Below are 13557 nucleotides of genomic sequence, written 5' to 3' on the forward strand. Positions count from 1 at the left end.
CCGCCGCCGCAGCTCCGGAAGATTCCCTCTTGGCTGCAGGACGAACTTACGAGCGGACGTCGGCACATCCGCCGCAGGCACCTGATAACCCGGGTTATCAGTGCGCAGGCGTCAGTGTCACAGCATCCCGTTAGGCTGATGGGACGATTCCGACTGAAGGGGGCAGCCATGGACACAGCTACCGGCTCACTGCACATGAGCCTCTCCGATGTAGCTTCCCTTGCGCAGGTCCAGCGGCCGGTGGTCTCCATGTGGCGCAGGCGAAGCAGCGGAGGACCGCTGCCGTTCCCTGCGGCCGCCGCCACCGCCAACGGAATCGAGCTGTTCGACGCCGACGAGGTCACCGCCTGGCTCCAGGCCACCGGGCGCGGGAACAACGCGGAAGCTACGAACGACGCCGCCGTGTTCGCGAGGTTGGCCACCCCGGCAGCTGGAGCGCCCCGGGACAGTCGGCAGACCTTCGATGGCCTCACCTCGCTCCTCGCCCTAAAGGTCATCACCGGGCATATCCTCAGCCGAACCAGCACCGCCGAGCTGCTGGACTCCGCCGATGAGGCTGACCCGGACGACGTCTTCCTCTACTCCGAGCTGGAGGCCCTGGGTACTGCACTGCCGGGCCTGGCGAACTTCGCCGACCGGCTTGCAGACAGTGCGTTCAGCGCGCCGGCAGCGTTCGAGAAACTGCTCGCCCACCGCTTCAAGGCAGGGCTGCGGGAGCAATCAGACACTGCCCTGACGGACGCTGCGCTCAAGCTTGTCAGCACCACAGCACTGGAGCTCGCCGCAACCCTGGACCGGAAGCCGCTGTTCGTGGACTCAACGCCGGGTGGCAGCGACGTGATGCTCAGCATCGTGCAGCAGTCCGGCGAATCAGGCACGGTCACCTTTCTTGCAGCAGATCACGACGGCGGCGCCTCACGGTTTGCCCGCCGCCGCCTGGCAGTGCACGGCGCGGACAGCGCACCGGTCAAGGTTGACGCCAAAGGCGCCTTCACCGTCAGTGGTCCCGCCGTGCATGTGGCCCAATATCCGGCTCCCGGCGATCCTGCACTGGACACCACCGGTATCCTGCTGGGCATCGAGAACATCGTCCTGCAGATGGACGACTCCCAGCGGGCGGTGGTCATTGCCCCCGCCCGAGTGCTGTGCGACCCCCTGCAGGGCGAGGCCGGGAACCTGCGCGCGGGTCTCCTGCGTTCCGGCCGGGTGCGTGCAATCGTCCGGCTCCAGCCGGGTCTTCTTCGCGCCAAGCCGCGCGAACCGCAGGCCCTGTGGGTGCTGGGTCCGTCCTTCGCGGAAGTGCCCATCGCCGACCGCTGGACCATGGTGGCGGACCTGAGCACCACCCCGCTCACCCTCGATGTGAGCCAGGACCTGATCAGCGACGCCGTCGCCTCCATGGGCAGCCGCGCCACCACCCGTGCTCACTCCTTCCGGTTCGCCCGTCTGGTGCAGACGCGCATCCTGCTGGCCAGCCACGGATCGCTTGTCGGCGTCCCGCCGGCCAGGAGTACGACGGCGGCGCGCGGAATCGAGACAGCGCTGCGGATCGAGGAACTCGTCCGGGTCCTTTCCGCCGGGGCGGCCGAGCCGCCTGCACTCCCGGCGGTCCAGCCCGCGGCGGCAGGCGATCCGCTCCCGTCCGCAACGGTCCAGGAGCTGATGAATACCGGCAACCTCAGGTACGTGAAGGGTGTCCGCCTTGAGGAGGCCGACCTCAACGGCCGGGCCGGGAGCAGGATCCTGGGCCGCGAGGAACTGCTGGATCCGCACAATGCCCAGCCGCGCTTCATCACTCTTCTCGATTTCGCCGCCAAATACCCGGCAGGGCGCCTCACCGAGCCCGGTGACGTGGTCTTCTGTACCAGCCCGCGGCCCGCCGCGGTGGTGGACGCGGAGGGCGGCGCCGTCGTCGTCTTCCCTGCTCGGATCCTGAGGGTAGACCGCGGTGACCCGGGCGGCCTGGCGCCCGACGTCGTCGCCCGTGACATCAACAGCCTCAACCCTGCGGACAAAACCTGGCGCAACTGGCGGCTGCGCCGCACAGCGGAAGCCCAGCGCCAGCCGCTAATCAACACCCTGGAGACCCTGCAACACGAGCAGGCCCAAGCCCGCGAACGCCTCAAGCAACTGGAAGAACTCGCTACCCTGATTACGGACGGCGTAGCGGGCGGAAGCCTCACCCTGACAGACCCTATTACCCACGCCGTACCAGAAGAAGGAACTGCATAATGCCCCCGAAAGTGAAGGCGGACCTCGCCCCGTCCACCATGAAGGAACTCAAGGACACGCTCTGGAAGGCGGCGGACAAGCTCCGCGGCTCGATGGATGCCTCGCAGTACAAGGACGTGATCCTGGGGCTGGTGTTCCTGAAGTATGTGTCGGACGCGTTCGAGGAGCGGCGCGGACAGATCCAGGCTGAGCTGGAAGCGGACGGGCTCAACGAGGAGCAGATCGCCCAGCTGATCGACGACGTGGACGAGTACACCGGCCGCGGCGTGTTCTGGGTGTCGCCCCGGGCCCGCTGGACCTACCTTGCGGAGCACGCGAAGGGGTTGGATGCGGTGGACGGTGCGACGCCGAAGTCCATCGGGCTGCTGATTGATGAGGCGATGGAGCTCATCATGGCCGATAACAAGTCCCTGGCCGCCACGCTTCCCAAGATTTACAACCGGGACAACGTGGACCAGCGCCGGCTGGGTGAGCTGCTGGACCTGTTCAACTCGGCTCGCTTCACCGGGCAGGGCGCCAGCAAGGCGCGCGACCTGCTCGGCGAGGTGTATGAGTACTTCCTGGAGAAGTTCGCCAAGGCCGAGGGCAAGCGCGGCGGCGAGTTCTACACGCCCGCCGGCGTGGTCCGGGTGCTGGTGGAGGTGCTGGAGCCGCACAGGGGCCGGGTGTACGATCCCTGCTGCGGTTCGGGCGGCATGTTCGTCCAGGCCGAGAAGTTCCTGGCTGCCCACAACATGGAGGGCTCGGACATCTCCGTTTACGGCCAGGAGCTCAATGAGCGCACCTGGCGGATGGCCAAGATGAACCTGGCCATCCATGGGCTGAACGCCAACCTCGCCTCGCGCTGGGGCGACACGTTCGCCCGTGACCAGCACCCGGAGCTGACCGGGAACAACGGCGCGGACTTCATCATGGCCAACCCGCCGTTCAACATCAAGGACTGGGCACGTTCCGAATCGGACCCGCGCTGGAAGTACGGCGTGCCGCCGGCCGGCAACGCCAACTATGCGTGGATCCAGCACATCATCTCCAAGCTGGCGCCCGGCGGCAGCGCAGGCGTGGTCATGGCCAACGGATCCATGTCCTCCAACTCGGGCGGCGAGGGCGAGATCCGCGCCCAGCTGGTGGAGGCCGACCTCGTCTCCTGCATGGTGGCGCTGCCCACCCAGCTGTTCCGCAGCACGGGCATCCCGGTGTGCACCTGGTTCTTCGCGAAGGACAAGACCGCAGGCCCGCGCGGGTCAGTGGACCGTACCGGTCAGGTGCTTTTCATCGACGCCCGGAACCTGGGCTACATGGTGGACCGCGCCGAGCGTGCCCTGTCGGACGAGGACATCGCCAAGATCGCCAACACCTACCACTCCTGGCGCGGGACTTCGTCGGCGGTTGAGGCCGGGCTGACGTACGACGACGAGGCGGGCTTCTGCTATTCGGCCAGCCTCGCGGAGGTCAAGGCAGCGGACTACGCACTGACGCCCGGGCGGTACGTCGGAGCTGCCGACGTGGAGGAAGACGGCGAGCCGCTCGAGGAGAAAATCGCCCGGTTGTCTAAGGAGCTGCTTGAGCAGTTCGAGGAGTCCGAGCGGCTGGCGGCAGTTGTGCGCCAGCAATTGGGGCGGGTTTTGTGAGTAGCTTTCCAGACGGTTGGCAACCAACGCAGCTCAGGGACTCCGGTAAGTGGCTGTCCGGTGGCACTCCATCAACAACTACTCCTGAGTACTGGAACGGCGACATCCCGTGGATCTCGTCCGGAAGTCTCACGAACTTCAGGTTGTGGGATTCTGACCGCCGCATAACCGACCTTGGCGCCGAGCATGGAACTCGTATTGTTAAGGCCGGCACCATCCTTATGGTCGTAAGAGGCATGTCGCTGAAGACCGAGTTTCGACTCGGGATTGCTCAGCGAGACATGGCTTTCGGCCAAGACTGCAAGGCTTTGGTAGCCGGGCCCGGCATCGAACCGGAGTTTCTTGCGTACTCAATCGCAGCTCGAAGCCAGCACATCCTCGGAATCGTGGACGAAGCAGGACACGGAACCGGGCGCCTCAATTCCGATCAGCTCTACGCAGTAGAGATCGGTGTACCGACCATGGCTGAGCAACAGGCGATTGCACAGTTGCTGAGCGCCCTTGACGACAAGATCGCCGCAAATACCAAACTCGCCGTCACGGCGGTATCACTAGGTCGAGCGCTGTACCGCAGCGCAATAAATCGCCCGGACGCCGTCAGCGTCCAACTGCGTAATGTGGCCAATAATGTCGCAGGAAGGTATCTGGCCAAGGAAGACTATGTCAGCGACGGTCCTTACTTTGTTTTCGGCTCCAATAGCGTCATGGGCCGCCATGACCGCGCGCTCCAGCAGGGGGGCTTTGCTGTCCTAGCCAAAATAGGCTCGTACTGCGGCAACCTGCGTTGGTCCCAACGTCCTGCCTGGGTCAATAATAATGCGTCAGCCATCGTTCCTATGACTGGAACGGAACCGTCAGTTCTCCGGCATGGCCTGGATCTAATTGACATGACCCCACACAGGGCAGGCACTGGGCAGCCATACATTCGCATGGAGTCACTTTTCTCTGCGGAGCTGAAAGTTCCAGCGTCTGACGTTTCCTCTAAAGTCGCTCCGATCCTAGAAAGCTTGTCGGAACTCGAAGTGCGTCTGGGCGAGGAGAACCTGACCCTTGCTTCTACCCGCAATGCACTCCTACCACAGCTCATGTCCGGAAAGCTACGAGTCAAGGATGCGGAGAAGGTGTTGGAGAACGCCGGAGTCTAGGCGCCCAGAGCGGTTGTAGCGGGCACCGGGGATAGTCCCCGAAGCCTGAGTAAGCTGAACAACAAATCGATTGTGGGGGAATCACCGTGACAACACCAGCAGTAGCCTTTTCCGAAGCCGACTGGGAGGGCGCCGCGAAGGAGCGGCTCGGCGAACTGGACTGGAAGCCGCTGGAGGGGCAGGCCATCGCACCCGGCACGGGGGAACGCGAGTCCTGGGCCGAACTCCTCATCCGGCCGCGCCTGCTTGCCGCCCTCCAGCGCCTCAACCCGGCAGTCCCCGCACAGTACCTGCAGCAGGCTCTGGCGGAAATCGCATCACCAAAGTCGAACGACGCGATGGCCGAGAACCACCACATCCACAACTGCCTCGTCGACGGCTACCGGCTGACATACATCGACTCCGACGGCAACGAAGCCAACCCGACCATCCGGCTGCTCAGCCAGGCGCCGGACCAGAACGACTGGCTCGCCGTCAACCAGGTCACCCTGGTGCAGGGCGACTACAAACGGCGCTTCGACGTCGTGCTCTACTGCAACGGCATGCCCGTCAGCATCATCGAACTCAAGAAGGCCGGCAACGCCCACGCCGACCTCCCCGGCGCCCACGCCCAGCTCCAGACCTACCTCCGCGAATTCCCCATGGCGTTCCGCTTCTGCGTCTTCACCCTCGCCACCGACGGGATCCAGGCCAAGTACGGAACGCCGTTTACCCCCTTCAACCACTTCTCACCGTGGAATGTGGACGACGACGGCGTACCCGTCCCGCAGGGCTACATGGTCGACGGCGACGCCGTTACTGCCCTGGACACTGCGCTGGATGGCCTCTATAACCAGGAACGTTTCCTGCAGCTCGTCCGGAACTTCACCGCGTTCGACCAGGGCTCCGGCGGTTTGGCAAAACGCATTGCCAAGCCGCATCAGTACTACGCCGTGACCAAGGCCGTGGCCAACACCATCCAAGCGGTGGAAAGCAACGGCAAGGCGGGCGTGGTCTGGCATACGCAGGGGTCGGGCAAGTCCATGGAAATGGAACTGTATGCGAACATGGTGGCGCGCCAGCCAAAGCTGAAGAACCCGACCGTCGTGGTGATTACCGATCGGAACGAGCTCGACGGGCAGCTGTTTGAAGGCTTTGACCGCAGCCTCCTCCTCGCCGAGTCGCCAAAGCAGATCAGGAAACGCTCCGAGCTGCGCGATGAGTTGAGCAACCGGACCACCGGTGGCATCTATTTCACCACCCTGCAGAAATTCGGGCGCAGCAAGTCAGAGAAGGACGCCGGCGCCGATCACCCGCTGCTGTCCGACCGGCGCAACATCATTGTGGTGGTGGACGAGGCGCACCGCTCGCACTACGACGATCTGGACGGCTACGCCCGGCACCTGCGCGACGCACTCCCCCACGCCACGCTGATCGCGTTCACCGGGACCCCGATCTCCTTCGATGACCGCAACACCAAGGATGTCTTCGGCGACTACATTGACATCTACGACCTGTCCCGGGCGGTGGAAGACGGCGCGACAGTGCCGGTGTACTTCGAGCCGCGGCTGATCAAGGTGGGGCTTTCCGAAGGTGTCACGGAGGAGGACCTGGACAAGTCCGCTGACGAACTGACACTGGGGCTCGACGATACGGAACGTGCGCGCATCGAGGCGAGTGTCGCCGTCGTCAACGCTGTCTATGGTGCGCCGCAGCGCATTGCTGCGCTGGCCGAGGACCTGGTGGCGCACTGGGAGAACCGGCGCGAGCGGATGGGCAAGTTCATCGAGGCGCCGGGCAAGGCGATGATTGTAGGCGGCACGCGGGAGATCTGCGCGAAGCTGTACGCCGCGATCGTGGAGTTGCGGCCGGACTGGCATTCGGACGACCTGTCGAAGGGCAGGATCAAGGTGGTGTACTCGGGCGACGCGACCGATGTGCCGCCGGTGGCCGATCACGTGCGCCGGGATTCGCTGAATGCCCAGGTCAAGGAGCGGCTTAAGAACGTCGACGACGAGCTGGAGCTGGTGATCGTCAAGGACATGATGCTCACCGGCTACGACTCTCCCCCTCTGCACACGCTGTACCTGGACCGGCCGCTCAAGGGCGCGCTGCTGATGCAGACGCTGGCGCGGGTGAACCGCACGTTCCGCGGCAAGGAGGACGGGCTGCTGGTGGCGTACGCGCCGCTGGCGGAGAACCTCGCGAAGGCGCTGGGCGAGTACACGCAGTCGGACCGGGCGAACAAGCCGGTGGGCAAGAACATTGACGAGGCTGTTGGGCTGACGGTTTCCCTGGTGGAAACTTTGCGTTCCTTGCTGGCCGGCTACGACTGGAAAGCCGTGTGGATAAAGGGCGGACCGAAGTCGTTCCTCAACGCCGTGACCGGCGCGGTCAGCTACCTGCGCAATCCTGCGACGCCGGGCAACCAGCCTGCCGACGGCGACGAGTCGCTGGCCGCGAAGTACCGCAAGTTCTCGAGCCAGTTGTCCCGCGCGTGGGCGCTGTGCTCTGGATCCGAGACGTTGGTTGAGCTGCGGCCGGAGATTCAGGTGTACGAGGAAATCCGCGTCTGGATGGCGAAGTACGACGCCGCGGACCGGCAGGCCAGCGGCGAGCCGGTTCCCGAGGACATCCAGCGGCTGCTGGGGAACCTGATTGCCTCTGCCACTTCCTCGGGTGAAGTGCTGGACATCTACGACGCTGCCGGCATGCCCAAGCCGTCCCTGGATGACCTGACGCCGGAGTTTATTGCCAAGACGCAGAAGGCACGGAACCCGCAGCTGGCCATCGAGGCGCTGCGGAAGCTGATTGCCGATGAGTCTGCTTCATCTACGCGGAACAACGTGATCCGGCAGCGGGCGTTTTCGGAGCGCATCACCGAGCTGATGAAGAAGTACACCAACCAGCAGCTGACATCTGCCGAGGTGATTGCGGAGTTGGTGGAACTGGCGCGTGAGGTTGCTGCCGAAGGTAAGCGTGGTTCACAGTTCACTCCCCCGCTGAACTCGGATGAGCTGGCGTTCTATGACGCGGTGGCGCAGAACGAGTCGGCGGTGGACGTCCAGGGCGAAGGCGTACTCGCAGACATTGCCCGCGAGCTTGTCTCGGTGATGCGCCGCGACGTCCGGACAGACTGGACGGTGCGCGATGACGTCCGGGCGAAGCTTCGGTCCTCAATCAAGCGGCTCCTGGTGCGGTTCGGCTATCCGCCGGACAAGCAGCCGGAGGCCATCAAACTCGTCATGGAGCAGATGGAATCCATGGCGCCAAGGTTTGCCGAAGCACGGGCGTAGCCCACGAAATTTCCGCCAACAGGTGGTTGGAACAGCACGATGAAAATGGGGATATGACTACTTACGAAGCATCCAATGGGAACGCGGTTCCGGACGTGCCGCCGGCGCCGGACCATGCACCGCAACTGAGGGCCAAGCGTCTGAAGTTATCGAAACTCCGGTCGGCCAACGGGGCCAGGATCGTTTTGGGCTCAGTGCTGGGTCTGCTGCTGATCATCACGTGGATCGTCAACAACCCTGCGATTCATAGCGGCAGCAATCCGTCAGACTGGAGAGCGGACCTTACCGAGGCTGCCGTCACGAATGAACTAAACGCGGGCGAGACCAAGGGAGCACCGCAGCAGAGTGTTGTCAACGGGTGGTACTTGAACGATATTGCGGTGGTTCAAGCAGCCCAGAATAGCTACATCGCTGGAAGTTCCATGCGGAATGGAAACCTGTTGGCCCTGATTGGGTTAGGAGTAGCCGGGGAACTCATCATCCGGGGCGTCGAACGGGTAAACCGACAGCGGTCAATTGTGTCTTGACCCGCGGGAGATTGGACGGGTTCCCTACTTGTTGTAGACGTCGCGGCGGTGCCCTACGGTCACAACCACAACGAGCAAAACGTCATCCTCGATCGTATAGATGATCCGGTAGTCACCAACACGGACCCGATAACCCGGACGGCCGCTCAAGGCAATTGCTTTGGGCGGCCGCGGGTCTTGGCCGAGGAGCGCGATGGCACCTTGAATGCGTTCTTTGTCCTCGGGATGAATTTTCTTTAGTGCGCGGATGGCCGCAGGTCTTAGCTCAATCCGGTAGGGGCTCATGCCCAGCCCAGATCCGCCTTCACTTGTATCCAGGGAATGTTCTCGCCTTCTTCCGCCATCGCTGCATCGAATGCCGCAATGTCCTCGACTTCTTCCAAGGCATCAAGCATCTGCTCATAGCGCTCTGGCGATACCAAAACTGCTGCCCGATGTCCGCGACGCTCAATGAACACCGGCTCCGACTCGGCCTTTTCGATGAGCTCGGGCAAGTGTGATCGCGCGTCAGTGATATTGATGGTCGACATAAAACAAATGTACATCCGCTAGCACCAGATGTACATCTGCTCCATGCGAAACGAGCGAGACTAAATGTGAGACCCACGCCTATTTGGCGGAAAGCGCCAAATGCGGACCCCCATGGTTCCGCGGTTTTAGTGGACTACTGCCGATGCTGGCCTACTACCCCAGTTGGCGAAATCGAGAGGTGATGTGGGGTCACAACCTGGCAGCCCAGAGGAACATGTCTTCGTCCCGCCGCTGTCATTGAGCCTTCTGCGACTGCGAGACCCGAAACGGGTCAATCCGCTAGGACGGCCTCGTCAAGGATTCCGCAGAGTGGATGTCAACATCGTAGCCAGCCTCTCGCAGATCCTCGCGGAGCACGTTCACCATTGCCCGGTCGTGCTGGCGAATCGCCGTTCTGTCCCATGTGATTCCGCTCTTGACCAAGTCCGACATTAGTTGAAGTTTGGTGCTCTGCCTGACGATCTCTGTCTTGTTCGCCTTGTAGGGGGGCAGGTTGTTGCTGAATTTGGAGTTCGTGCTGACACTGACTAGCGCGAGGTTTCCGAACATATGGAGCTCCTTATCATCAGGCGTCACCAATTCCCAGCCGTCATCGTCCCGGTTGGCGTACTGAGGGAAGAAGTGCTCTACGGAGTTCCGGTACACGAAAGTGAAGTTGGGGTCGGCCGGGGAGTCGGGACCGGCACCCTCCGTTGCCAAGAGGTAGTCAAGGTAGGTGAACACGATCCGCTCAATATTGAACCCGGCTGGCTGGGACCCGACAAAGAATGCTTGCTGCACCTTCTGGCGCGCGTGTGTCTTTAAGACGGCGAGGATCGATTGAGCCGCGTCCTGCTGCGTCAGGCCGATGATCGGTTCGCGTAGGATTCTCGTGATCCAGTGCATTGTCCGCGGAGAGGTGTAGGTGACTCGGAACATCGATTGGAGCAGCAGCACGTCGCGTGTTGCATCGTCAACGGGGGCGTCTTCCCATTCCGCTCTGTCGGGCGAGAAGGCGTTGGGAAAGCGCGCATTGACCGTAGTGCGTTTGCCTCGCTGAGAGGCTGACTCTCCCCGCGTCAGGCGTTTAAGAGACCAGGCGCCGTCGTCAGCGTTGGTTGCCGTGAACTCACGCTTGAGAACGTAATTGTCCAGCACGAACTTGCATCGCAGAAGAACCTCGATGAACCGCTTGACCCGGCCCGACCGCTGAGTCTCGGAGAGAGGTTTGAAATCGCTTTCGAAAAGCTTGATCAACTTGCCGTCGTCGAGGTGGCCATCGACGTCGTCCTCGCCGTCCGTCTCCCTCAGAACTTTTAGCGCGTGAAGGAGCAGAGTTGGGAACTTGATGGGCGACTCGAACCGGCGACTTTCGGAGTCTTCCTCGGTTGGCTCCGCAGGGGTTCTGGCGTAGAGCCGGAGCGCTTCGCCCAAGCTCACGCCCGCACTCCGGCTCACGCCGCTCCGGGCGTGAACCTGCGGCCTTTTGAGGATCAGGTCATCGAATGTCGAAACCGTAAGGCGGTCCCATCTCGGACCAAACATTTCGTCTCGCAAGTCCGTGTTGCTTGGAGTCAGCGCCATTTGGATGTACGAGTTCATCTCAGCGCAGGCGTCCCAGACCCAGGCAAGGCAAGCCCTATCGTCCTCGACCTCCCCCGCCTCGTTGCGCAGGTAACTCATCAGTCGCGCCTTGATAATGTCGACCTGCTCCAGCTGCTGGCCACGGGTGTTCATAATCTCGAAGTACTTATTCAAGTCCGTCTGTACAGGGAGAATCGCTCGCACGAGCTGCACGTTATCCTCTAAGAATCTCTGAAAAGTGTCTCGTTCTTCGGGGGTCCTGAACTTCGCCATGCGCGACTTGATCACATGGAAGCCCAGGTGGATGCCGGCACCTTCGTCATCGGCCGAAGTCGTGAGGCGCGTCAGCGCTTGGGTCGCGTTCCTTCGAGATTGATACGTGAGTTGCGCCTTCGGAGCGACTCCGAGGTGCGTCAATAGCATCAACAGGGTTGTCAGTCGTTGCTGACCATCCACGACCTCGAAGGTCACGCCATCCCTCCTGAGGCCGGGAGGCTTCCGGGCCACTATCAAATTACCTAAGAAGTAATCGTCAGCTTCCGCCTGTGCTGCCGCCCACACGTCATCAATGAGTTGCTCGATCTGCTCAACGCCCCAGGCGTAGTTGCGCTGATAAATTGGAATTTCGTAGTGCGTTTTCACCTCATCAAAGAGCTCGCCGACCGTAAACAAATTCGCTGCTAAGTTTTCGATCATCAACCGGCCAACCTATCCAAGAGGCGCATTAAATCCTGCTCATGCTTTGGTATGTCGTCTCGTCCTTTGACCTCGACGCGTAACCGCCGAAGTTCGGTCGAGGTCTCAGCACTCCGAAGAAGAACGAAAGCCGATGCACTGTAGTCTAAAGAACTGGCGTGGTTGTTCACGGTGACTAGCTGAAGCCGCTGGTAACTCGTCCGGAGGGTGTAGGCCCACGTGAACAACCGGCTCTTTGCCTCGCGAATCTCGACGTCGCCGAATTTGTTTGTGTAGTAGAGCAGTGCTGCCAGATAAAGCTCGGAAACGTATCGATACCTCGCTCGCGATGGGAGCTCGCGAAAGTCGTCGTCCGTGGAGGCGAAGTGGCCCCAAGACTTTTCCTTGCCCTCGTTCCCGTTCTGTTCATCGAAGCCCTCTTCGCGGAGTCTTCGTAATTCTGCCAACATGAACGTAACCATCTCGAAGAAGGACCGTCCTGCGACCACGGGTGCGTCGATTTGGAAGCGCGTTCGGTTGGTCATCCGGTTCGCTTCATCGGAGTGCTCAACCCAGGCCGCGAGCATAGGCACGGCGGTTTGAGCAGCGAGGTGGTAGCGCGCGGCGGGCGTGCTTGCCGATTTGGGTGTCAAGCCTTTGAAGGAGTCGATGTATCGCGTTGAGAAAGTTGGTGCCGAAAGTCCACGCGCCCACCGCTTGATACGCCAAAGGTACGTTGAGAAGAGCCGGTCGAGCTCTGCATCGGGGACATTCTGCCAACCCTCGACGAGGGCTTCTCGCATAGCGTCAGACTCGTCGCTCATCTCGCGCAGATGGTATGCCTTCAGCAAATCGTGTGGCAGCAGGGACTTGCCCCGATAGTTCTGTGAGTCGAAAACCCGAAAAGCCTCGTCCGCGTCATCCGTCTCCACTCGAATGATTTCGCAGTTGCTACGGATGAAGTCAGCAAAAGCTTTAGCTGGCTCCTCCATGTGTCTGACACGACGGGCCAACTCCGTACGGACCCGAACTACACGAGCGGCTGGGTCCTCCTGCTCGATCGGCAGGACCTCGATATGGCCTTCGCTCGCCTCATCAAGTAGATCCAGCAATATTGTCAGGGTCAAGAGACGCTGCTGGCCGTCGACAACGTGGATCTGAACATTCTCGTTGTCCCTATGGAGGATAACGGCGCCGAGCACATACGAAGGCCATTGGACCTGGTCCGCATTTGGCAAAGCCTCTTCTGCCCTGAATGCCTCACGGATGTCGTCGAAAAGTTGGAGCGCAGTGGCAGGCTCCCAGCTGTAGGGCCTTTGATAGGACGGGATCGTCAGTCCTTCATCTAACAACTCACCAACGGTGACAACTCTGACGCCCTTCTCGCGATCAATAGCCACACGAAACCCCTCTCGCAAATTGGGCAACCAACCAGCAGCCCGTCATTGAGACTCTAAGGGACTAGCTGCCCTACACAGTGCTTCGCGCGTCGAACTACAGCGTGTGTCCTATGGGACCTACGAATACGTTGGCATTGTTGGAACAATAGGATCTGGAGCACGCCGGCTCCCCCGTGGCAACGCGGAGAACAGGGATGAACCTCACCTAGCCCCCTGGCTCTCGGAGCGTCGGCGCGAAGCAGCTGAAGGGGCCCGTGACCCGGCCTGCCGGAACGGACGCGCGCGTTCTGGAGTGGGACGGAAACTACAGGACAGCCGCAGGGACGACGCTCGATGGCAGGACCGCGTGGCCGTTCGTCGTCTTCCGGCGGGGGGACTTCCCCCGGTTTTGTTTGACTCCTCGACCTAGCGAGCTTGTGCTCGTGGAAGGATGTTGATCATGCCCACGCCTGATGGGGGCGGAGTTCCGCCAGGATGTTATTGATGTAGCCCGGAAGGAAGGATTTCGCCAAGCCCCGCGCTTCCCAAGCGCCAGCAAGGCGAAACGCTGCTGCATGAAACGCACAAAACCCTTAGAAGAA

Annotated in this window: 9 protein-coding genes; 5 read left to right on the top strand and 4 right to left on the bottom strand. The window is 61.7% G+C overall.

Annotation, left to right across the window (positions count from 1 at the left end; all coding sequences use genetic code 11):
• Positions 1 to 168 precede the first annotated feature (168 nt).
• From C3B78_RS11310 to C3B78_RS11330, 5 genes are all read left to right on the top strand, one after another.
• Positions 169 to 2232 carry a hypothetical protein gene (locus tag C3B78_RS11310; RefSeq protein ID WP_199775238.1) on the top strand — a complete coding sequence of 688 codons (2064 nt, stop codon included), beginning with the start codon at positions 169 to 171 and terminating at the stop codon, positions 2230 to 2232.
• Positions 2232 to 3860 (top strand): class I SAM-dependent DNA methyltransferase, encoded by a 1629-nt coding sequence (locus tag C3B78_RS11315; RefSeq protein ID WP_104998166.1) that lies wholly within the window; start codon positions 2232 to 2234, stop codon positions 3858 to 3860. Before C3B78_RS11310 ends, C3B78_RS11315 begins: the two co-directional genes overlap by 1 nt.
• Positions 3857 to 5005 (top strand): restriction endonuclease subunit S, encoded by a 1149-nt coding sequence (locus C3B78_RS11320; protein ID WP_158677236.1) that lies wholly within the window; start codon positions 3857 to 3859, stop codon positions 5003 to 5005. Before C3B78_RS11315 ends, C3B78_RS11320 begins: the two co-directional genes overlap by 4 nt.
• An 86-nt stretch (positions 5006 to 5091) precedes the next feature.
• Positions 5092 to 8280 carry a type I restriction endonuclease subunit R gene (locus C3B78_RS11325; RefSeq protein WP_104998168.1) on the top strand — a complete coding sequence of 1063 codons (3189 nt, stop codon included), beginning with the start codon at positions 5092 to 5094 and terminating at the stop codon, positions 8278 to 8280.
• Between the two features lie 53 nt (positions 8281 to 8333).
• Positions 8334 to 8807, top strand: coding sequence for a hypothetical protein (locus tag C3B78_RS11330; protein ID WP_104998169.1), 474 nt, complete (start codon positions 8334 to 8336; stop codon positions 8805 to 8807).
• A gap of 24 nt (positions 8808 to 8831) precedes the next feature.
• On the opposite strand, the gene C3B78_RS11335 is transcribed toward C3B78_RS11330, so the two are convergent.
• From C3B78_RS11335 to C3B78_RS11350, 4 genes are all read right to left on the bottom strand, one after another.
• Entirely contained in the window at positions 8832 to 9092 is a 261-nt protein-coding gene (locus tag C3B78_RS11335) for a type II toxin-antitoxin system RelE family toxin (RefSeq protein ID WP_104998170.1), read from the bottom strand.
• The gene (locus C3B78_RS11340; protein ID WP_104999753.1) at positions 9089 to 9337 is read right to left on the bottom strand and encodes a type II toxin-antitoxin system Phd/YefM family antitoxin; all 249 of its coding nucleotides are present in this window, start codon (positions 9335 to 9337) and stop codon (positions 9089 to 9091) included. Before C3B78_RS11340 ends, C3B78_RS11335 begins: the two co-directional genes overlap by 4 nt.
• A gap of 280 nt (positions 9338 to 9617) precedes the next feature.
• Positions 9618 to 11597, bottom strand: a complete 1980-nt coding sequence (locus tag C3B78_RS11345) for a DUF262 domain-containing protein (RefSeq protein ID WP_104998171.1) — start codon at positions 11595 to 11597, stop codon at positions 9618 to 9620.
• Complete coding sequence (locus C3B78_RS11350; RefSeq protein WP_104998172.1) at positions 11597 to 12976, bottom strand: DUF262 domain-containing protein; 1380 nt, start codon at positions 12974 to 12976, stop codon at positions 11597 to 11599. The genes C3B78_RS11345 and C3B78_RS11350 overlap by 1 nt, the downstream gene beginning before the upstream one ends.
• Positions 12977 to 13557 lie beyond the last annotated feature (581 nt).

This window comes from Arthrobacter sp. PGP41 (genome assembly GCF_002953935.1).
In the GTDB taxonomy this organism is placed as follows: domain Bacteria; phylum Actinomycetota; class Actinomycetes; order Actinomycetales; family Micrococcaceae; genus Arthrobacter.